Raw genomic sequence first — 18,668 nt, forward strand, 5'->3', positions numbered from 1 at the left:
TGACCGTCATCCTCAAGTCAGACTTTTGCGCGCCAGATAAGCAGGAAATGGAAGTGTTTACCATAAGACAGAGGGCAATTTATCGCGCTGTGTGTGATTGACGCTGTGAAAGCACACACGTAAGCAGGGCGCGCAGGATCACACCGGGAAACATAGATGTCCGACGCCGTGGAAACACCTAAATCCTTTCAGGAAATCATCCTGAGATTGCAAAATTACTGGGCGGCCAAAGGCTGCGCTATTTTGCAACCCTACGACATGGAAGTGGGCGCTGGCACCTTTCACCCTGCAACGACCCTGCGCAGTCTGGGGTCGCAGCCTTGGGCTGCCGCTTATGTTCAGCCTTCGCGTCGCCCGACCGATGGCCGGTACGGCGAGAACCCCAACCGGCTGCAGCACTACTATCAGTATCAGGTGCTCATCAAACCGAGCCCGCCTGACCTGCAGGAACTGTATCTCGGGTCTTTGCAAGCGATTGGTATCGACGCGACATTGCATGACATTCGATTTGTCGAGGATGATTGGGAAAGCCCGACGCTAGGTGCATGGGGGCTGGGATGGGAAGTCTGGTGCGACGGCATGGAAGTCAGCCAATTTACCTACTTTCAACAGGTTGGCGGACACGACTGCCACCCCGTATCGGGCGAGTTGACCTACGGACTGGAGCGTCTGGCGATGTACATCCTTGGCGTAGACCATGTCATGGATATGCCATTTAATGACCCGCAAACGCCGATTTCCCTGACGTATGGCGATATCTTCAAACAGACGGAAGAAGAATACGCGCGCTGGAACTTTGACACGGCGGACACTGAGGTGTTGCTGCGTCACTTTGAAGAAGCAGAAGCGCATTGCCGTGAAATTCTCGCAGCGCCCGCCGAAGACCCTAAGACCGGAAAACGCATCATCATGGCGCATCCGGCTTACGATCAGTGTATCAAGGCGAGCCATATCTTTAACTTGCTGGACGCGCGCGGCGTCATCTCGGTTACCGAGCGGCAGGCGTATATCGGTCGCGTGCGGGCACTCGCCAAGCAATGTGCCGACGCCTTCGTATCAACCAGGGCGGGGGGATGGACCCCGGAGACTGCCGGATGAGCGGCAAAATTGTTGGACTTGTCATCATGATCTCTGCATTGCTGGCGGGCGGCGCGCTCTATTATCTGCAGGTCTACGGCTTTTATGAGGACGTCTCGGCCGAAGCCGTCGATGTGCGATTGATGCCTTTCACCTCGGAGACCCCGCAACCGATCCTGGCTGAAAACCTGACAGCGATCGATGCTGACAGCTCGCCAATTCGGTTTCGTGCCTGTTTTACTACGCCCTCCAGCCTGCCAATGCTGACCGAGACATATGTCGGCCTAGATAACGCCACGCCGCGCAACGCGCCTGAATGGTTTGAGTGTTTTGACGCTGCCGCCATCGCAGCCGAACTGGACGCCGGTACAGCACTTGCCTTTCTTGGTGAGAAGAACGTGGCTTTTGGTGTCGACCGGATCGTTGCCATCACCGAAGACGGCCGGGGATATATCTGGCACGAATTGAACGATTGCGGCGAAAAAGCCTATGACGGCACGATCGTTGGCGAAGAATGCCCTAAATTGGATCAAAACTGATGCCTGACCTTCTGATTGAACTCTTTTCCGAAGAAATCCCGGCCCGGATGCAAAGACGTGCCGGTGAGGACCTCAAGAAGCTGATCACTGACGGTCTTGTCGAAGCCGGGTTGACCTATGCCTCAGCCGCCGCATTCTCGACGCCTCGGCGTCTGGCACTGACGGTCGAAGGGCTGCTTGCTGAAAGTCCGACGACGGTTGAAGAGCGCAAAGGTCCACGTGCTGACGCGCCGGAAAAGGCTATAGAAGGGTTTCTGCGCGGCGCTGGATTGACCCGTGAAGATCTGGAAGAGCGTGAAACGCCCAAAGGGCCCGTACTCTTTGCCAAGATTACCAAACAAGGACGTCCGGCATCACACATCGTTTCAGAGGTTTTAGAGCACACGATCCGCAATTTCCCTTGGCCAAAGTCCATGCGCTGGGGGACAGGCAGCTTGCGGTGGGTGCGCCCGCTTCATTCGATCCTGTGTATTCTTGTCGATGAGGTTGGCAGCGACGTTGTTCAGCTTGAAGTCGAAGGCATCTCGTCAGGCAGCACAACACGCGGACATCGGTTCATGTCACCCGACAGCTTCGAAGTGACGTCCTTTGACGACTATGCCGCGAAACTCAAACGCGCATATGTCGTGCTGGACCCGGCGGAACGGGCGGACATGATTTGGCACGACGCGACAAATCAGGCCTTTGCTAACGGATTGGAAGTTGTTGAAGACGCTGCGCTTTTGGCAGAGGTGTCGGGGCTCGTGGAATGGCCAGTTGTTCTGATGGGGGCGATTGGCTCTGATTTCCTTGAGCTGCCACCAGAGGTTTTGCAGACATCGATGAAAGAACACCAAAAGTTTTTCTCGGTACGCAACCCCAAGACGGGCCGCATCGAAAAGTTCATCACCGTGGCAAACCGTGAAACCGCCGACAACGGTGCAACGATTCTCGCAGGGAATGAAAAGGTTCTGTCAGCGCGTTTGGCGGATGCGAAATTTTTCTGGGACAATGACCTTCGCGTAGCAAGGTCAGATATGTCTGTTTGGTTGAGAGCGTTGGAGAACGTCACCTTCCACAACAAACTCGGCACACAGGCCGAACTGATTGGCCGAATGGAAGCGCTTGCTGCAGAAATCGCGCCGATGGTGGGTGCAGACCCGAAAGCAGCCGCCGAGGCGGCACGCCTGGCAAAGGCGGATCTGTCTTCTGAAATGGTCTACGAATTCCCAGAGCTTCAGGGTTTGATGGGGCGCTACTACGTCGCGGCTGCAGGGAAACCCGAAGAGATTGCGGCGGCGGTCGAAGAGCATTATGCGCCGCTTGGCCCCTCTGATGACGTTCCTAGTGCGCCGGTTTCCGTCGCGGTGTCGCTGGCGGAAAAGATCGACAAGCTCGCGGGTTTTTGGGCCATCGATGAGAAGCCGACAGGCTCAAAGGATCCGTTCGCACTGCGCCGGGCAGCCTTGGGTGTGATCCGCATTGTGCTGGAAAATGACTTGCGGCTTCCGCTCGACTATTTCTTCGATCTTGAGTTGCTGAAATACGAAGTCTCGCAGTTGCGCGCGTCAGGTGACGAACAGGATCTTGTGACACTCGAACAGACGTTGTCGGAAATTGCCCGCTTCGGTGTGTTTGGCGCGGCATTCCGCGCAGTCGTCGACACGATCAAGGCGTCGGACGAGTTTTCGTTTGAACCGGACACGAGTGAAGGATCGGTTCTCAATGCCGTTGAGCAGAAAATTCAAACAGCGTCAGCAAATCTGATGTCCTTTCTTCACGATCGCCTCAAGGTTTATCTGCGCGATCAGGGGATCCGTCATGACATCATCGACGCCTGCCTGTCGATGCCCGGAAATGATGATCTGGCACTATTGGTGAAACGGGCACGCGCGTTGTCCGAGGTCCTCGGGACCGAAGATGGTCAGAACCTTATTCAGGGCTTCAAACGGGCAAACAACATTCTGACTCAGGCGCAAGAGGCAGACGGCGTCGAGTATTCCTTTGGCGCCGATGTCAAATTCGCAGAGACAGACGAGGAACGCGCGCTTTTCGCCGCACTCGATACCGCGGAGGCCGAGATTGCGCCAGCTATGGAATCGCAAGACTTTACGCAGGCGATGTCGTCCATGGCCACATTGCGCGGGCCAATTGATGCGTTTTTTGAGGCGGTACAGGTAAATGCGGATAATCAGACAGTGCGCCGCAATCGCCTGAACCTGCTTAGCCGCATCACGAGCATATGCCTTTCTGTGGCGGACCTTACGCGTATTGATGGCTAAGAGGCTCGGCACAGTGTCGTCTTAGACACTTGTCACAAAATGTTTACAGCCTATGCTGCACCTGAAACTGAACAGGTGCTGCAGTGCAGAATAACCCCGAGACGACGCTGGTCACGCCAAAGGCGCCGATCGCGACAGACACACATGGCGGGCGCGCGAAATGCCTGCAGCGACTGGTCCGGCTTGACCTGCCGGTACCACGAACGGTGGCGTTGTCGTTTACAGCGGTCAAAAAGATCGCAACGGGGCATCTGCCAGACATCAGCGCGATCGTATCGCAGTTTCCGGAAGGTTCGCTGCTGTGCGTACGCCCGTCTTCAGAAGATCCCGACTGGGGGGGGCCAGGGGCCGTTCTGAACATCGGGATGAACCAGACGCGTTATTCAACTCTGGTCGAACAGATCGGCGAGGAGGCCGCCAGCGAGGTCTATACCCGCTTTGTTCAGTCTTATGCCGTGGATGTCGCGCGGCTCGACCCTGATATGTTTGACGATATACCCGACGACGGCCCCGCCGCATTGGCGGAATCGTTACGTGCTTACGAAGCGGAGATGGAAGAGCCGTTTCCAGCCGACCCGGCCGAGCAGTTGGCCGCGGTGCTGAAATCAATGGCACGCGCGTGGGACGGGACCTCGGCAAGGCTGCTCAGACAGGCCAAGGGTGCGCCCGCCGACGCAGGGCTGGGGTTGGTCGTTCAGGAAATGGCGCTGGGTATTGGTCAGGGGCTATGTGGCTCCGGTGTTTTGCAACTGGTTGATAGCGAAACCGGTCTGCCGCAAATCACGGGCCGGTATCTTGGCCAGAGCCAGGGGCGGGACGCGCTTTCCGGCGACGCTGACGCGATTTATCTCAGTAAGGATATGCGCGGCCCGTCGCTCGAAGACATCTTCCCCGACGCTTTTTCGAAATTGCAGGAATATGCGGCGCTAATGCGCGTGAAACTGCGTGCGGAAATGCAGGTCGAATTCACCATCGAAAATGGCAAAGTGCACATTCTCGACGGTGTGCGCGTGGCACGTTCAAGCCAAGCTGCGGTACGGATAGCCGTGCGCCTTGCTGAAGACGGCATCATCCCGCGTGCAGAAGCATTGATGCGGGTTGAGCCGCGCACCCTGACTGAACTGTTGCACCGGCAAGTGGACGGGCAGGCGCGCCGTGATGTCATCGGCAAGGGGATCGCAGCCAGCCCGGGTGCAGCGACCGGCCGCATTGTCTTTACCGCGACAGAGGCGCAGGCCAGCGCCGCACGGGGCGAGGCATGTATTTTGGTGCGTCGGGAGACCTCGCCCGAGGACATCAGAGGGATGCATGCCGCCAATGGCGTGCTGACGGAGCGCGGTGGCATCACCAGCCATGCCGCCGTGATCGGGCGCGGCATCGGGCTTCCTTGTGTTGTCGGTGCGTCGGACATGAAATTCAATCTGAACAAGCGCCAACTGATCACCTCGGATGGCAGAGTTCTGACGGAGGGAGAGGTCATCACGCTCGACGGGACACGGGGTGAGGTGCTGCAAGGTGCGCCCAAACTGCGTGAAGCGTCTCTGGACGAGAGTTTTCAGACGCTGATGGATTGGGCGGATGACGAGCGCGACATCGCCATTCGCGCAAATGCCGACACACCGGCCGATGCGCAGACAGCCCGCAATTTCAATGCGGAAGGTATCGGTTTGTGCCGGACAGAGCATATGTTCTTTGAACCGGGCCGGCTCACTGTCATGCGCGAGATGATCTTTGCCGAGACCTCGCAGGACCGCCGCGCCGTGCTTGAACGGTTGTTGCCCATGCAACGCGCTGATTTCACGCAGTTGTTCCGCATCATGCAGGGCAAGCCGGTTTGTATCCGCTTATTCGACCCGCCGCTGCACGAATTCTTGCCCATGGATCGGGCGGGCCAGCGGGAACTGGCTGAAGCGCTCGACTTGCCATTGTCCGATGTGACGCGCCGCATCGACGCCATGTCTGAATACAATCCCATGCTGGGGTTGCGAGGCGTTCGCTTGGGGGTCACCGTACCTGAGATCTACGAAATGCAGGCACGTGCGATATTTGAGGCTACGCTGGACGGAAGTGAAAAAGGAGCACCGGTGGTGCCCGAGATCATGATACCGCTTGTATCTGCCAAGCGCGAGGTGGAGTTGGTCAAATCGTCCATTGACGGCGTTGCCTCGGCAGTGCGCCTCGAACGGGGGCAGGATTTCGACTATCGTCTCGGTGTAATGGTAGAGACACCGCGCGCGGCCATCCGGGCCGGGGACATTGCCCCGCATTGTGCTTTCCTCAGCTTTGGTACGAACGACCTGACGCAAATGACCTACGGCCTCTCAAGAGACGATGCAGGCCGCTTCATGTCAGATTACGTACAGCGCAATGTTTTTGTGGAAGACCCTTTTCACGTGTTGGACACGGATGGCGTTGGCGAGTTGCTGAAGATTGGGGCTGAAAGAGGGCGCGCCGCGCAGCCTGACGTCATCTTGTCGATTTGTGGCGAGCATGGCGGTAATCCCGAATCGATAGCCTTCTGCCGGGATGCCGGATTCCACTATGTATCGTGCTCACCTTTCCGAGTTCCGGTGGCGCGACTAGCTGCCGCACAATTAGCAATTAAGGACAAGATGAAGTAGTTTCAGAGGTTTTAGGCACAATATGTAGTGCGATCGATCGGTGGATTTCCGCCGAAAAGCCGCGAAATTTACCACTTTTCCCGGCGTAAACTTTACGTCAACTTTTTATCTCGCTAGAGAGCGCCCATTGACGAACTACCGTGGGGGCGCAGGGATGCGTTTTAAAAGCAAATCACTTTTTGCGGCAATTGTTGGATTGAACCTTGGCTTTTTTGCGCCAGTTTCCGTCGATGCGGCCGGTAAATCCGATATTGATGCTGCTGATAACACGTTGTCGAGTGTAACGGTGCAGCGCATGCGCGACACTGGTCTGCGCGCGCCAGCATCCGTCGAAGTTGAATTTTCGCGCCGCTGGATCGACGAGCAACCCAAGGCAACGGGTGGCGACGAATGGCGGTGCCTTTCCGAAGCGCTGTATTTTGAGGCGCGCGGGGAAAATGTAAAAGGGCAGTTCGCGGTTGCCGAAGTTATTCTCAACCGGGTGAAGTCCGAGCGATTTCCCGGCTCTGCCTGTGGTGTGATCAACCAAGGTACAGGCAAGAAATACCAATGCCAGTTTACGTACACTTGCGACGGGCACAAAGAAGTAATCAAGGAACCGCGCGCCTACGAACGGGTGGCAAAAGTCGCACGGATGGCTTTGGACGGTGCTGCACCCAAGCTGACGCAGGGCGCGACGCATTACCATACGACGGCGGTTAACCCGCGCTGGAGCACGGTCTACACGAAAACCGCTTCGATCGGCGTGCACATCTTTTATCGCCACACGTGGCGGACGGCCAGCAATTGACGTAATCGACGGCGCAGGTGCCGCGGCCTGACTTGAGATCACAGCCGCGCACCGCTATCAGCGGCGTTACGCGACATTTTGGGAGCGCCGCACATATGAGCTCTGAAATCAGACTGGCATTTGCCCATCCGTCGGAACGGGCCGAGGCTACTGCGCCCGAAGGCACCGCGCCCTTGGATCGGATTTCGCTGCGCGATCATATCGTCGAAGTCGAAATCGGGGCGTTTCAGGCCGAGCGCGGCGTCACCCAACGAATTTGCTTTAACGTCGTTGTGGAGGTTCAGCCTCTTTCAGGGCCGATTGACGACGATGTCGACAGGATCCTGAGTTACGACCGTGTTACCGAAGCAATCGCAACCGAGCTTGCAGATGAGCGGCTAAACCTGCTGGAGACTTTGGCCGAACGCGTGGCAGAACGAATTTTGCTTGAGCCGCAGGCCATTCGCGCCTTTGTCCGCATCGAAAAACTTGATCGCGGGCCTGGTGCTCTGGGTGTGGAGATCGTTCGCGCGACAGGGCAAGGCAATGTGCAGCGGGAGGCTGTTGAACTCGCGCCGCGACCGGAACTGGTTTACCTGAGCAATCAGGCCATTGATTCACCATACCTGAGCGGATGGATCGATCAGCTGGAAAGCATGGGGCGCCCCTTGGTCTTTTGCGTCGGTGCCTCTGACACGCCCGCGCCGCAAATCACGCATAAAATGGCGCAGCGCCGGATCGACCTGTTGGCCATCGAACAAAATGCCTGGGTGTTGGCGTCAAAAGATGACCGATGCGTCGTCGTCTCAACCCGTACCGAGTTGGATTGGGCGATCAAAAACGGTCAAAGCTCGGTCTGGGCGCCGTCAAAAATCGTTTTGGATGCTGTGGACGGCCCGTCGGCTCAGCCTCGTGATGCAGTGGCGTTGGCGGCTTGGTTCGCCGCTACATTTGACGCAGGTGAGATGTTGGTCATCGGGGCCGATCTGCCGCATGATGCTTCTGTGCCGCTGCGTGCAATCCCTGCGGATCAGGCCAAACTCTGATCGATGGGCATTTACCTACGAGCGATCCCGCAATCGGGACCAGCGCGTCCCGCTGGCGCGTTTCAACTTGCGGGCGGCTGGTGCTGGTTTACCCACGTCGAAGTGCTGGAAAGAGGCAGGCCAGCACAGGTTGTCCGCGCGGACGAGCTTGATTCACATGACTTGTGCCCCTTGACCGCTCCGCGGCCGGACATTGCGGGCCTGTCCTGCGCCGAACCGCATGTCATGGGTATTTTGAACGTGACCCCAGACAGCTTTTCTGATGGTGGTCAGCACTATGACAAGAACGCCGCCGTTGCGGGGGCCATGGCCATGCGCGGTGCCACCATCGTTGATGTTGGTGGCGAATCCACACGTCCCGGTGCTGTGGAAATCGCGCAAGAGACGGAGGCCGCACGCGTTGCCCCGGTGATCGCAGCCCTGTGCAGTGCCGGATATGAGGGCGTCATTTCGGTAGATACCCGCAAATCGGAAGTCGCCAAAACCGCGTTGGCTGCGGGCGCGCATATGATAAACGACGTTTCCGGGTTCACGTTTGATCCCGAGTTGGCACCGCTGTGCGCAGACAAAGATGTGCCTGTTTGCGTGATGCACGCGCAAGGTGATCCGGCGACTATGCAGCAAGCACCAAGCTATGGTGATGTTTTGCTTGATGTGTATGACTTTCTCGCCGCGCAGATCGAAATGCTGGTGTCCTTGGGAATTCCGCGGTCACGTATCATTGCAGACCCGGGAATTGGTTTTGGCAAAACGCTGGAACACAACCTCGCTCTGCTGTCCCGCCTGTCGGTGTTTCATGGCTTGGGCGTTGCTTTGCTCGTCGGGGCCTCGCGCAAGCGGTTCATCGGCACCATCGGCGGCGCGGAAAATGCGACAGACCGGATGCCAGGTTCTGTCGCGGTGGCGCTCGCGGCGTTGAAACAAGGGACACAATTTGTGCGCGTCCATGACGTGCCAGAGACCGTTCAGGCCATTGCACTTTGGCGTGCAGTCGTGGCAGGACAAACGGATGGATAAGCTCTTTGGAACTGATGGCGTGCGTGGCACGGCCAACACCCACCCGATGACGGCAGAGATGGCATTGCGCATCGGCGCGGCCGTCGGACAGTATTTTCGTCGCGACACCTCGGCGGCGCACCGCGTCGTAATTGGTAAGGACACCCGTCTGTCGGGATATATGTTTGAAAATGCCCTGACAGCTGGTTTGACCTCAACCGGAATGAACGTGCTGTTGCTGGGTCCAGTGCCGACGCCAGCAGTCGGCTTGCTGACACGCTCAATGCGTGCCGATCTGGGCGTGATGATTTCGGCCAGTCACAACCCGGCCATTGACAACGGAATCAAGTTTTTCGGACCCGACGGGTTCAAGCTGTCGGATCAGGTCGAGGCGGATATAGAAGGGCTGATCGCCGACGGTGTGCCGCTTGCGGATGCGGCTGACATTGGGCGCGCCAAGCGGATCGACGATGGCCGCTTTCGCTATATCGAAAGACTGAAGTCTTCGTTCCCGCGGCAACGCAGGTTGGACGGGCTCAAGGTCGTCATCGACTGCGCCAACGGGGCTGCGTACAAAGTCGCACCCGAAGCACTTTGGGAGTTGGGGGCAACAGTCATCCCGGTTGGCGTGTCGCCCAACGGGAAGAATATCAATGATGGCTGCGGATCGACCAACCCCAAGCTGGCCGCGGAAACCGTGGTGGCCCATGGCGCGGATGTGGGCATTTGCCTTGATGGGGATGCTGACCGTGTCATTCTGATAGACGCAGACGGCAAAGTGGGTGACGGGGATCAGTTCATGGCGCTGATGGCCGAACGCTGGGCTAAGGAGGGCAGACTTGCAAATAATGCCCTCGTAGCCACGGTTATGTCCAATCTCGGTCTTGAACACTTCCTGAATGGCCTTGGCGTCTCGCTCGAGCGTACAGCGGTGGGTGACAGGTATGTTGTAGAGCGTATGCGCGAGGGTGGCTTCAACCTCGGTGGCGAGCAGTCGGGCCATATCGTCATGACAGATTACGCGACAACCGGTGATGGGCTGATGGCTGGTTTGGAGTTTCTGGCGGCCATGGTCCAGACGGGCGCATCGGCGTCAGACTTGCTTCACCGGTTTGATCCGGTGCCGCAGTTGCTCAAGAACGTGCGGTTTACCGCCGGACAGACACCGCTGGATGCGGCGGGGGTCAAGGCTGCCATTGCGCAGGCTGAAAGTGATCTGGCCGGAAAGGGCAGGTTGCTGATCCGCAAATCCGGGACCGAACCGCTTATTCGGGTCATGGCAGAGCATGAAGACGCCAAGCTGATGGAACAATCCGTTGACCTTGTCGTCGACGCCGTGGCCGCAGCGGTCAGTTAACTGGCGCGACCCTGCCGGAACAATCGCGACAGAGAGCCGTATTGGCTGAGGGCAAGTCCCGCCAAAATCAACAGCAAGGCCCCAAGCAATGATGGAGGCAGCGGCTCTCCCAATATCAGTGCGCCTAGAACGACCGACCAGACGGGAACCTGATAGCCGGTCAACGACATGAAAACCGGTCCAGCGGACCGCACAACGAGCACACGCATCAGGCTTGCAGCTGCTGTTGGAACAAGTCCGAGAAAGGCGATAACGGCTGCGGTTTGCGCATCGGGGATGGGGGGCGGTCCCTCGACGAAATAAGCCACCGGGATGACAACCAGCGCGCCGATGCTGATCAGAACAGCGGCAAGACCTATCGGGTCCACCGCCGGCAGCCGGCGCATCAGCACGCTGGAAATAGCGTAACAGAACGCAGCCGAAAAACAGGCGACACGTCCTGGTGTCTCGAGTGCGGTGCCGCTGGTCTCGAACGCCTGTGCGCCGATCAGGACGCAAACGCCAACAAAGCCAATCACGAAACCCGCGGTTTTGCGTAGCGTCAAACGCTCACCGGGCACCAGAAAATGCGCCAGAGGCAGGATGAGCAACGACACGCTGGCCATCGAGACGCCAGCAAAACCGGATGTGACGTATTGTTGCCCCCACGACAACAGGATGAATGGCACCGCTGAGCTCAGCGCGCCGATCAGCGCTGTGATGCGCCAAGCGCCGGCACCCGGATCCGCTTTGAACAGTGCAAAACCCCGAAATGCCCAGATTGCACCCATCAAAACTGCGGCAAAACCGATCCGCCCCGCGGCCAGCCAGAATGGCGTCATGCCGCGCAGAGCAAGCTCGATAACCATGAATGTTCCGCCCCAGACAAACCCGAGCAATGCAATCATCAGCCAGCTTGAGGCGGTAATGTTGGGTTGCTGGGTCATGAAAACCTGTCATTTGGGGTGAGGTTGGAACCTACAGGAGATCCGGGCGTTCATCAAAGTGATATGATGAGTTAAAGGAGAGTATTGATGGACCTGACGACATTACTTGTCGTGCTCGCACTTGGAACCCTTTTGGCAGGCGTCGTCTTTGCGCTGGCCAGCAAGGCGCAAGTCGAGGCGCGCATGGACGATCCGAATGCAACAAAGTCTACCCTCGCAAAGGACAAGTCATCGACCGTCAAGCCAGCCGACGTTTGACCCGTTGCGATCAAAAGGGCGGGCCCGGAATATCCGGGCCCGACACCATCATCAGTTTTTCGATTTATCGACCATCTTGCCTGCTGAGATCCACGGCATCATGCCGCGCAATGTCTCGCCGGTGGCTTCGATCTGGTGCTCGTCGTTGATCCGGCGCGTTCCTTTGAAGAACGGCTGGCCTACGGCGTTTTCCTGCATGAAATCACGCACGAATTTGCCCGTCTGAATGTCTGTCAGGATCGCCTTCATGCGGGCTTTTGTCTCGTCGTATGGCAGCACGCGCGGGCCGGAGACGTATTCGCCGTATTCTGCTGTGTTCGAGATGGAATAGTTCATGTTGGCGATGCCGCCTTCGTAGATCAGGTCTACGATCAACTTGACCTCGTGCAGACATTCGAAATAGGCCATCTCGGGCGCGTAACCCGCCTCGACGAGTGTTTCAAAGCCCATACGGATCAGCTCGACCAACCCGCCGCACAGAACGGCCTGTTCGCCGAAGAGGTCTGTTTCGCATTCCTCGCGGAAGTTGGTCTCGATGATGCCCGAGCGTCCGCCACCGATTGCAGAACAGTACGACAGGCCAATTTCAAGCGCGCGTCCGGATGCGTCTTTGTCCACCGCGACTAGGCAAGGCACACCGCCGCCTTTGGTGTATTCGCCGCGCACCGTGTGACCCGGACCCTTTGGCGCCATCATGACGACGTCGATACCTTCTTTGGGCTCAATCAGACCAAAGTGCACATTCAATCCGTGCGCAAAGGCAATCGCGGCACCTTCGCGGATATTGTCATGAACGTATTTCTTGTAGGTTTCCGCCTGCAGTTCGTCGGGCATTGTAAACATGATCAGATCAGCCCAGGCGGCTGCTTCGGCGATACCCATAACCTTCAGGCCTTCGCCTTCGGCTTTCGCCGCGGAAGGAGAGCCTTCGCGCAGGGCAACGGCGAGGTTTTTCGCGCCGGAGTCGCGCAGGTTCAGCGCGTGAGCGTGGCCCTGGCTGCCGTACCCGAGGATGGCAACTTTCATGTCTTTGATGAGGTTCACATCGCAATCGCGATCATAATAAACGCGCATGTCTGGCGCTCCTTTTTGCTTCAAGATCAGAACTGCGCTGCACTATAGGCAAGAGAGTGAAAGTCTAAAGGCGTAAAATTACGAGTTTTACGCTCTAGGTGAATGTGGTAATGCGTGATTTTGCAAAATATCGGAAAAATCATGCTTTCAGATCTCGATAGGCGCATCTTGCGGTACTGGCAGGCTGAACCCTCTCTTGCACCGGCCGAACTGGCCGCCCGCGTCGGGGTCAGCCCAGCGAAGGCTGCCCGCAGGATCGCACGGATGCAGGATGCAGGTGTGATCGAAGGGGTCAGCGCTGTTGTTGACTGGCGAGCGCTTGGCTATGCGGTCGAAGTATCGCTGCGGGTCACGCTGGACAAGACGATCGCGCGTGCTTTCGATGATTTCATCGACGCTGCGCGCGCCGTGCCGGAGGTTACCGAAATCCAGACGTTTCTGGGGCGGGTGGACGTGAGGCTGAACATCATTGCCCGGGACATGACGCATTACCAGACCATCTACCGCGACCGCATCCTGACGCTGCCACATATCGCCGACATCGAATCCCTCATGCAGATAGCCCAGATCAAAAGCGAGGACAGCTTGCCGATATGAACCCGCTTGATGAAATTGACCGGGAGCTGGTGCGCGAACTTGCGCGCGATGCCAGTCAAAGTGCGGGCAGTCTTGGGCGCGCATTAGGACTGTCACAACCGGCGACGTGGCGGCGCATCCGGCGCTTGCAAGAGGCCGGAATCCTAAAGGGGCGCCGTTTGCGTCTGAATGCGGAGGCTCTTGGGTTCGGGGTCACGGTTTTTCTGGGGGTAAAATTGGCCACCAAGGGGCGTGTCAGCCTCGAAGATTTCGAGCGCGCGGTAAGCGCTATTCCGGAGGTTCAGCGTGTAGAACACGTTCTGGGTCTATACGATTACCGTTTGCGCGTGGTTGCGCGGGATCTTTCCGACTTTGAGCGTGTGTTGCGTCGCCGGATTATGACCTTACCGGGGGCGGGCGAGGTTGAGGCGAATGTCCTGCTGAGCGAGGAACGCCGGCCCGGACCGGTATGAGCTTTAAGCGATGGTGCGCAGCGCGCGCGCCTCGTGCTTGCGCAGGGTATACCGCGACAAAGGCGTATCCGACGACGCGTGCTCAAGCTCGGGAAACAGGGCAATGATTTCGTCGCGGCTGTCGTCGGCGACCGCGCTGAGCGTCTGCGACCCGGGATACAGGCTTTCGGCAGGGCACCCTTCGGCAAAAACGATCTGGTGGTCGTCAAACAGGAAATGGACATAGTCTACTTCGCCGCGCGGCACGATGCGAATGCTATCATCATTGACCAGATGCTTGGCTGCTACCAAAACTTCGGCCTGACCAAACAAGAGCTCTGCTGCCGGCCCTGCGACGAGCATGCGGTGGTTCTGCGACACGTAAAGCGTGCGCAGGTTGCCCAATGCGCCGGCCTTGATCCGGACCGGCGCCCGCGCTCCTGTGCCGGCGCACCGGCGGGTGCCGATCCAGCGGATCGGCTGCGGCCCGTGGTCCAGCGTGCGGACAAGGTCGCCGGGGCGCAACGTCTCAACAAAAACCGGTCCGCGCGGCGTGTCGATCAGCGTGCCCTTGGCAAAGCAAATCACGATTTCATTGCCGAAATTTCCGTTGAACGCCCCGTCGCCCTGTTCATCTGGCGTAATTATGCCATCGCCGTCTGTGTCGATGTCCTCGACCGTGGGGATTTTAAGGGGGCCTTTCTGGTTATCCAGCGCCCCAAGGATGTCGACACCGGCAACGACCGTCAGTTCCTCCAGCTCTGGCGCTTCGGGATCGGTTGACGTCAGGCCAGAGGCGTCGAATTCAAGATAGCGGTCGCCCATCGTGCGTCGGCCAAAATCAATATCCGCCATCCCGGAGTAACTGTAGAGGGGAGTTTCGTTGAAATAATCCAGCGCGCTGTCGTAGACGATAATGCCCGTGATCATGGATTCGTCTGTGAGAACACCATCTTCGGTGACGTTCTCCACCTGAAACACAATCACGTCGTCGGCTTCGAAAACCGCCTCGCCATCGTGGATAAAAAGCTGCCCGCCCTTGTTGGCAGGCGCGTTCGATCGCGCATTGCCTACAATGCTGAAGCCATTCAGCGCAATTTCCGTCGTGTACATGCCGCTCGATTTCCGGGCAGGTTGGCCTGCCTCAAATCTATATGGTTATTATGAGGCATCGTAGCGCTGAATTGTGGCGCAAACAAGACAAGTTCGCTTTATGGTAGTGCGCCCTGCGTCAATCCGGACTTTGCGCCTATGTAGGCAGACTGTTATGCGGGTGAAAACGCTCACTGGAGGACCAAGATGGCCGGACTGCTTGATACGATTGATCCCGACGGACTCGAAGAATTTTCGGTCGTCTTCACGGACCGCTCGCTCAATTCCATGAGCGCAACCTTTCAACAGGTCATGAATGACATCTCGTCGATGTTGAAAGACGTGTATCACGCGGATGCCGTGGCGCTGGTGCCCGGCGGTGGCACATTCGGCATGGAGGCTGTAGCGCGACAGTTTGGCAAGGGAGCCGATGTGCTGGTCGTGCGTAACGGCTGGTTTTCGTATCGCTGGAGCCAGATCTTTGAGACAGGCGGTCTGACGGCGAACACAACCGTGTTAAAAGCACGTCAAACCGGAAATGCGACGCCATCGCCCTTTGCGCCGGCACCGATCGCGGAAGTTGTTGAGGCGATACGCACGCAAAAGCCGGATGTTGTTTTTGCACCCCATGTTGAAACCAGTGCAGGTGTCATTCTGCCAGACGACTACGTTGCCGCCATGGCGGCTGCTGCTCACGATGTTGGCGCGCTGATGGTGCTGGACTGCATTGCGTCTGGCTGCGCTTGGGTCAATATGCGGGCGCTTGGTGTCGATGTGCTGATTTCGGCACCACAAAAAGGGTGGTCCGCCTCGCCCTGTGCAGGGCTTGTGATGATGTCGGAGCGCGCTGAGGCTCGTCTGGCTGAGACTCAATCTGACAGCTTTGCCATCGATCTGGGCAAATGGCGCGCGATCATGAAAGCCTATGAAGATGGTGGTCACGCATATCACGCAACCATGCCGACGGATGCGCTGCGCGCGTTTCGCGACACGATGCTCGAAACGCGGGAATACGGTTTTGACCGCTTGAAAGAAGCGCAGTGGCGCTTGGGCGATACGGTGCGGGGCATACTGGCCGACAAGGGCGTCGTGTCGGTTGCGGCGGACGGCTACGGCGCGCCGGGCGTTGTTGTCAGCTACACCGCGGATCCTGATATCCAGAACGGCAAGAAATTCATGGCCGAAGGCATGCAGATCGCAGCGGGCGTGCCATTGCAATGCGACGAGCCTGCGGACTTCCGTACGTTCCGGCTGGGGCTTTTTGGATTGGACAAACTCTACGACGTTGACGGTACCGTTGCGCGATTGAAGCGCGTCATCGACAGAGTTATCTGACGCCAAGTCCCATTTGCATCAGCGTTTTGCGTACCGGGGCCATCGCATAAAGAGCGTTGATCCCGAGCGCCCGCGCATCGCGCAATGCAGGAGCGCTGGTCTGGCTTGCCCGGTTGAGCATATCGATGCCGCGTACCCGCATCGCGATGTCACCGTGCCGTGCTTTGTGATAGGCGTCGAGCATGGCGCGATCCCCCAACCGTTCAGGGGCTGACATCGCAAGTTCGAGCAGGCATGCCGTGTCAGCGAGGCTCATATTCAGGCCTTGGGCTCCTATCGGCGGCACCACATGCGCAGCCTCTGCGATAAGCGCCAGACGTTCGGCAGAAAGCCGTTCTGCTTGCTGGCTGATGATCGGCCAGATCGTGCGCTGCGAGGCCAGCTTTAATGGGCCGAACAGGCCGCAGCTGCGGTCTGTCATTTCCGCTTCAAAGGCCGGCACGTCCATCTCAAAACGTTTTTGCGACAACGGACCATCGTCCATCCACACAATTGCAGACGAGGGGCGACCGTCGTGATCAGGTAGTGGCACCAGCGTGAACGGACCGCCGGTGCGATGTATTTCGGTCGATACATTTTCGTGAGGAATGTCATGGGTTGCTGCAAATGCCAGCGCCTTCTGACCGTATCGCGTGGTACGAACAGAAATGCCTGCGGCCTCTCGCATGGGCGACCCGCGCCCATCCGCTGCAATGACAAGGCGCGCGCTAACACGGCTGCCGTCAGTTAGGCGCACACGTGCTTCCTTTTCGCGTGTGAACAATGTCGAAGTGCCCGTTCCAGGGCGGAAGTCGACGGTATCCAGTGCCCGCAACCTGTCGAGCATTTCGCGGCGCAGCAACCAGTTTGGGAAATTCCATCCGAAAGGCAGTTCCGACACGTCCGCCGCATTAAAGTCTTTGACAATGCGCGGTTCTGATGTCTCGCCACCGGCATCTACAATCCGCATTACCTGCAATTCGGACGCGTGAGGCGCGAGACGCGGCCAAATTTCCGCTTTTTCCAGAAGGTCGCGAGCGGGTTGCAATAGCGCTGTGCTGCGCATATCGGCCCCGGCGCTGTCGCGCTCGGTGATCGGGGGGGCAGGATCGACACAAACAACATTGAAACCAGCTGATCCGAAAGCTGCGGCAGCGGTCATGCCCGCAATACCACCGCCAGAGATCAGAATGTCACATGAAGTTTCTGCCATAGGGTTTCTCACTCAACCTGAACCAATATTTTGCGCTGCATCCAAGGCCTGCGGTCACGTCAGGCCCAGGTAATCACGATCAGCACCGTAAACAGGATTGGCACAAGCGCAACCGCGGGCAAGTAGAGCCCGGGGAGCCCGAAGTTCAGTGCCGAAATCGCCCAAAGGCTGACAAACATGATTAAGGCAAACCAGATGTTGTTCTTGTCCCCGAACATCACATCTCGCGCGACCCATCCGATGACCGGTATTGCAAAAAACAGCCGCTGGAGCAGGCTGGGACGACGGATATTGGCGGCAAGGCTCATCGAGAACTCCTCTAACTGCTGATGCTGAATAAGTAGGCCGCAAAAGCCTTTGCAGGAGAGGCCCGATTGTCGCATCTCGACGGTTACGAGATAATCCCCAGAAAGTGTTCAAGATCATCGGTATGAAACTGGATGTGCGCCGCATCCACAGGAGCGGCAGCCACATGTACAGTGCGCATGCCCATCTTGTGCGGCGCTGCAAGATTACGCGGGTCGTCCTCGAACATGGCAGATTGCTGTGGGTCAAGTCCGTCCTTCGCGAAAACACTTTGAAACGCTTCGATGTCCGGCTTGGGCATGAAATCAGCGTGTTCGACCCCGTAAACCGCATCAAATAGTCCCGAGAACCCCCGCGCTTCCAGCACACGTTCGGCATAGGGCGCGCAGCCATTTGTATAGACGATGCGGCGCCCCGGCAGATCCGCGATCCGAGCTGCCAGTTCCGGATCTGGCGTCAGAGACTCCATGGAAATGTCGTGGACATCGGTCAGATAAGGTGCCGGATCTACGTCATGTTCGCGCATCAAACCGGCAAGCGTGGTTCCGTGTGTCGCCCAATAGTGCTGTCGCAGCCGGTCAGCCTCGTCTCGGGGCAAACCAAGTGCCTGCATGACGTAGGCCGTCATCCGTACTTCGATCTGGTCAAAAAGACGTGCAGACGGCGGGTAAAGGGTGTGATCAAGATCAAACACCCAAGTGCTCACATGTGAAAACGCGTCCCTTGCCATGGGCCTTGCTTAAAAGCCTGTACCGCGACTGACAAGCCCTGCGGTCTTGCGCGATAGCGGC

18 protein-coding genes are annotated in these 18,668 nt (G+C 57.9%); 12 read left to right on the plus strand and 6 right to left on the minus strand.

Features of this window, described 5'->3' with window-relative positions; translation table 11 throughout:
* Positions 1-156: 156 nt before the first annotated feature.
* The 8 genes from AC2D8V_RS05675 (at position 157) to glmM (ending at position 10,666) form a co-directional block, all read left to right on the plus strand.
* Complete coding sequence (locus tag AC2D8V_RS05675) at positions 157-1,098, plus strand: glycine--tRNA ligase subunit alpha (RefSeq protein ID WP_484732539.1); 942 nt, start codon at positions 157-159, stop codon at positions 1,096-1,098.
* Positions 1,095-1,616 carry a DUF6446 family protein gene (locus tag AC2D8V_RS05680; RefSeq protein ID WP_484732540.1) on the plus strand — a complete coding sequence of 174 codons (522 nt, stop codon included), beginning with the start codon at positions 1,095-1,097 and terminating at the stop codon, positions 1,614-1,616. Before AC2D8V_RS05675 ends, AC2D8V_RS05680 begins: the two co-directional genes overlap by 4 nt.
* The gene (glyS, locus tag AC2D8V_RS05685; protein ID WP_484732541.1) at positions 1,616-3,877 is read left to right on the plus strand and encodes a glycine--tRNA ligase subunit beta; all 2,262 of its coding nucleotides are present in this window, start codon (positions 1,616-1,618) and stop codon (positions 3,875-3,877) included. The genes AC2D8V_RS05680 and glyS overlap by 1 nt, the downstream gene beginning before the upstream one ends.
* Positions 3,878-3,960: 83 nt before the next feature.
* A complete protein-coding gene (locus AC2D8V_RS05690; protein WP_484732542.1) occupies positions 3,961-6,498 on the plus strand; it encodes a putative PEP-binding protein in 2,538 nt (845 codons plus the stop codon).
* A 154-nt stretch (positions 6,499-6,652) separates the two neighbouring features.
* Positions 6,653-7,288, plus strand: coding sequence for a cell wall hydrolase (locus AC2D8V_RS05695; RefSeq protein WP_484732543.1), 636 nt, complete (start codon positions 6,653-6,655; stop codon positions 7,286-7,288).
* 95 nt (positions 7,289-7,383) lie between these two features.
* A complete protein-coding gene (locus AC2D8V_RS05700) occupies positions 7,384-8,313 on the plus strand; it encodes a dihydroneopterin aldolase (RefSeq protein ID WP_484732544.1) in 930 nt (309 codons plus the stop codon).
* Positions 8,314-8,316: 3 nt separating this feature from the next.
* Positions 8,317-9,330, plus strand: a complete 1,014-nt coding sequence (folP, locus tag AC2D8V_RS05705; RefSeq protein ID WP_484732545.1) for a dihydropteroate synthase — start codon at positions 8,317-8,319, stop codon at positions 9,328-9,330.
* The gene (glmM, locus tag AC2D8V_RS05710; protein WP_484732546.1) at positions 9,323-10,666 is read left to right on the plus strand and encodes a phosphoglucosamine mutase; all 1,344 of its coding nucleotides are present in this window, start codon (positions 9,323-9,325) and stop codon (positions 10,664-10,666) included. Before folP ends, glmM begins: the two co-directional genes overlap by 8 nt.
* On the opposite strand, the gene AC2D8V_RS05715 is transcribed toward glmM, so the two are convergent.
* A complete protein-coding gene (locus tag AC2D8V_RS05715; protein ID WP_484732547.1) occupies positions 10,663-11,592 on the minus strand; it encodes a DMT family transporter in 930 nt (309 codons plus the stop codon). The two genes, glmM and AC2D8V_RS05715, sit on opposite strands and share 4 nt — an antisense overlap.
* 87 nt (positions 11,593-11,679) lie before the next feature.
* On the opposite strand from AC2D8V_RS05715, the gene AC2D8V_RS05720 reads away from it, so the two are divergent.
* A complete protein-coding gene (locus tag AC2D8V_RS05720; protein WP_484732548.1) occupies positions 11,680-11,850 on the plus strand; it encodes a hypothetical protein in 171 nt (56 codons plus the stop codon).
* 51 nt (positions 11,851-11,901) lie between these two features.
* On the opposite strand, the gene ilvC is transcribed toward AC2D8V_RS05720, so the two are convergent.
* Complete coding sequence (gene ilvC / locus AC2D8V_RS05725; protein ID WP_484732549.1) at positions 11,902-12,924, minus strand: ketol-acid reductoisomerase; 1,023 nt, start codon at positions 12,922-12,924, stop codon at positions 11,902-11,904.
* A 141-nt stretch (positions 12,925-13,065) separates the two neighbouring features.
* Between ilvC and AC2D8V_RS05730 the strand changes: the two genes are divergently transcribed.
* Both AC2D8V_RS05730 and AC2D8V_RS05735 read left to right on the plus strand, forming a co-directional pair.
* Complete coding sequence (locus tag AC2D8V_RS05730; RefSeq protein ID WP_484732550.1) at positions 13,066-13,521, plus strand: Lrp/AsnC family transcriptional regulator; 456 nt, start codon at positions 13,066-13,068, stop codon at positions 13,519-13,521.
* Positions 13,518-13,973 (plus strand): Lrp/AsnC family transcriptional regulator, encoded by a 456-nt coding sequence (locus AC2D8V_RS05735; protein WP_484732551.1) that lies wholly within the window; start codon positions 13,518-13,520, stop codon positions 13,971-13,973. The genes AC2D8V_RS05730 and AC2D8V_RS05735 overlap by 4 nt, the downstream gene beginning before the upstream one ends.
* A 3-nt stretch (positions 13,974-13,976) precedes the next feature.
* On the opposite strand, the gene AC2D8V_RS05740 is transcribed toward AC2D8V_RS05735, so the two are convergent.
* Positions 13,977-15,065, minus strand: a complete 1,089-nt coding sequence (locus tag AC2D8V_RS05740) for a Hint domain-containing protein (RefSeq protein WP_484732552.1) — start codon at positions 15,063-15,065, stop codon at positions 13,977-13,979.
* Positions 15,066-15,251: 186 nt separating this feature from the next.
* Between AC2D8V_RS05740 and AC2D8V_RS05745 the strand changes: the two genes are divergently transcribed.
* Positions 15,252-16,379 carry an aminotransferase class V-fold PLP-dependent enzyme gene (locus AC2D8V_RS05745; protein ID WP_484732553.1) on the plus strand — a complete coding sequence of 376 codons (1,128 nt, stop codon included), beginning with the start codon at positions 15,252-15,254 and terminating at the stop codon, positions 16,377-16,379.
* On the opposite strand, the gene AC2D8V_RS05750 is transcribed toward AC2D8V_RS05745, so the two are convergent.
* The 3 genes from AC2D8V_RS05750 to AC2D8V_RS05760 all read right to left on the minus strand — a co-directional run bounded on the left by AC2D8V_RS05750 (position 16,372) and on the right by AC2D8V_RS05760 (position 18,607).
* On the minus strand, positions 16,372-17,571 hold the full coding sequence (locus AC2D8V_RS05750; RefSeq protein WP_484732554.1) for a UbiH/UbiF family hydroxylase: 1,200 nt from the start codon (positions 17,569-17,571) through the stop codon (positions 16,372-16,374). The genes AC2D8V_RS05745 and AC2D8V_RS05750 overlap by 8 nt on opposite strands.
* Before the next feature lie 59 nt (positions 17,572-17,630).
* Positions 17,631-17,879, minus strand: coding sequence for a hypothetical protein (locus AC2D8V_RS05755; protein ID WP_484732555.1), 249 nt, complete (start codon positions 17,877-17,879; stop codon positions 17,631-17,633).
* Positions 17,880-17,962: 83 nt separating this feature from the next.
* On the minus strand, positions 17,963-18,607 hold the full coding sequence (locus tag AC2D8V_RS05760) for a pyrimidine 5'-nucleotidase (protein WP_484732556.1): 645 nt from the start codon (positions 18,605-18,607) through the stop codon (positions 17,963-17,965).
* Positions 18,608-18,668: the final 61 nt, after the last annotated feature.

It is taken from the genome of Roseobacter sp. YIN89 (assembly GCF_057219365.1).

What these genes read in the sequence shown, in the direction of transcription:
- AC2D8V_RS05760 (WP_484732556.1), bottom strand. Translation starts at nt 18,607, where the DNA reads ATGGCAAGGGACGCGTTTTCACATGTGAGCACTTGGGTGTTTGATCTT.
- AC2D8V_RS05720 (WP_484732548.1), top strand. Translation starts at nt 11,680, where the DNA reads ATGGACCTGACGACATTACTTGTCGTGCTCGCACTTGGAACCCTTTTG.
- AC2D8V_RS05735 (WP_484732551.1), top strand. Translation starts at nt 13,518, where the DNA reads ATGAACCCGCTTGATGAAATTGACCGGGAGCTGGTGCGCGAACTTGCG.
- AC2D8V_RS05730 (WP_484732550.1), top strand. Translation starts at nt 13,066, where the DNA reads ATGCTTTCAGATCTCGATAGGCGCATCTTGCGGTACTGGCAGGCTGAA.
- AC2D8V_RS05715 (WP_484732547.1), bottom strand. Translation starts at nt 11,592, where the DNA reads ATGACCCAGCAACCCAACATTACCGCCTCAAGCTGGCTGATGATTGCA.
- glyS (WP_484732541.1), top strand. Translation starts at nt 1,616, where the DNA reads ATGCCTGACCTTCTGATTGAACTCTTTTCCGAAGAAATCCCGGCCCGG.
- AC2D8V_RS05695 (WP_484732543.1), top strand. Translation starts at nt 6,653, where the DNA reads ATGCGTTTTAAAAGCAAATCACTTTTTGCGGCAATTGTTGGATTGAAC.
- AC2D8V_RS05700 (WP_484732544.1), top strand. Translation starts at nt 7,384, where the DNA reads ATGAGCTCTGAAATCAGACTGGCATTTGCCCATCCGTCGGAACGGGCC.
- folP (WP_484732545.1), top strand. Translation starts at nt 8,317, where the DNA reads ATGGGCATTTACCTACGAGCGATCCCGCAATCGGGACCAGCGCGTCCC.
- AC2D8V_RS05745 (WP_484732553.1), top strand. Translation starts at nt 15,252, where the DNA reads ATGGCCGGACTGCTTGATACGATTGATCCCGACGGACTCGAAGAATTT.
- AC2D8V_RS05675 (WP_484732539.1), top strand. Translation starts at nt 157, where the DNA reads ATGTCCGACGCCGTGGAAACACCTAAATCCTTTCAGGAAATCATCCTG.
- AC2D8V_RS05750 (WP_484732554.1), bottom strand. Translation starts at nt 17,571, where the DNA reads ATGGCAGAAACTTCATGTGACATTCTGATCTCTGGCGGTGGTATTGCG.
- AC2D8V_RS05755 (WP_484732555.1), bottom strand. Translation starts at nt 17,879, where the DNA reads ATGAGCCTTGCCGCCAATATCCGTCGTCCCAGCCTGCTCCAGCGGCTG.
- glmM (WP_484732546.1), top strand. Translation starts at nt 9,323, where the DNA reads ATGGATAAGCTCTTTGGAACTGATGGCGTGCGTGGCACGGCCAACACC.
- ilvC (WP_484732549.1), bottom strand. Translation starts at nt 12,924, where the DNA reads ATGCGCGTTTATTATGATCGCGATTGCGATGTGAACCTCATCAAAGAC.
- AC2D8V_RS05740 (WP_484732552.1), bottom strand. Translation starts at nt 15,065, where the DNA reads ATGTACACGACGGAAATTGCGCTGAATGGCTTCAGCATTGTAGGCAAT.
- AC2D8V_RS05680 (WP_484732540.1), top strand. Translation starts at nt 1,095, where the DNA reads ATGAGCGGCAAAATTGTTGGACTTGTCATCATGATCTCTGCATTGCTG.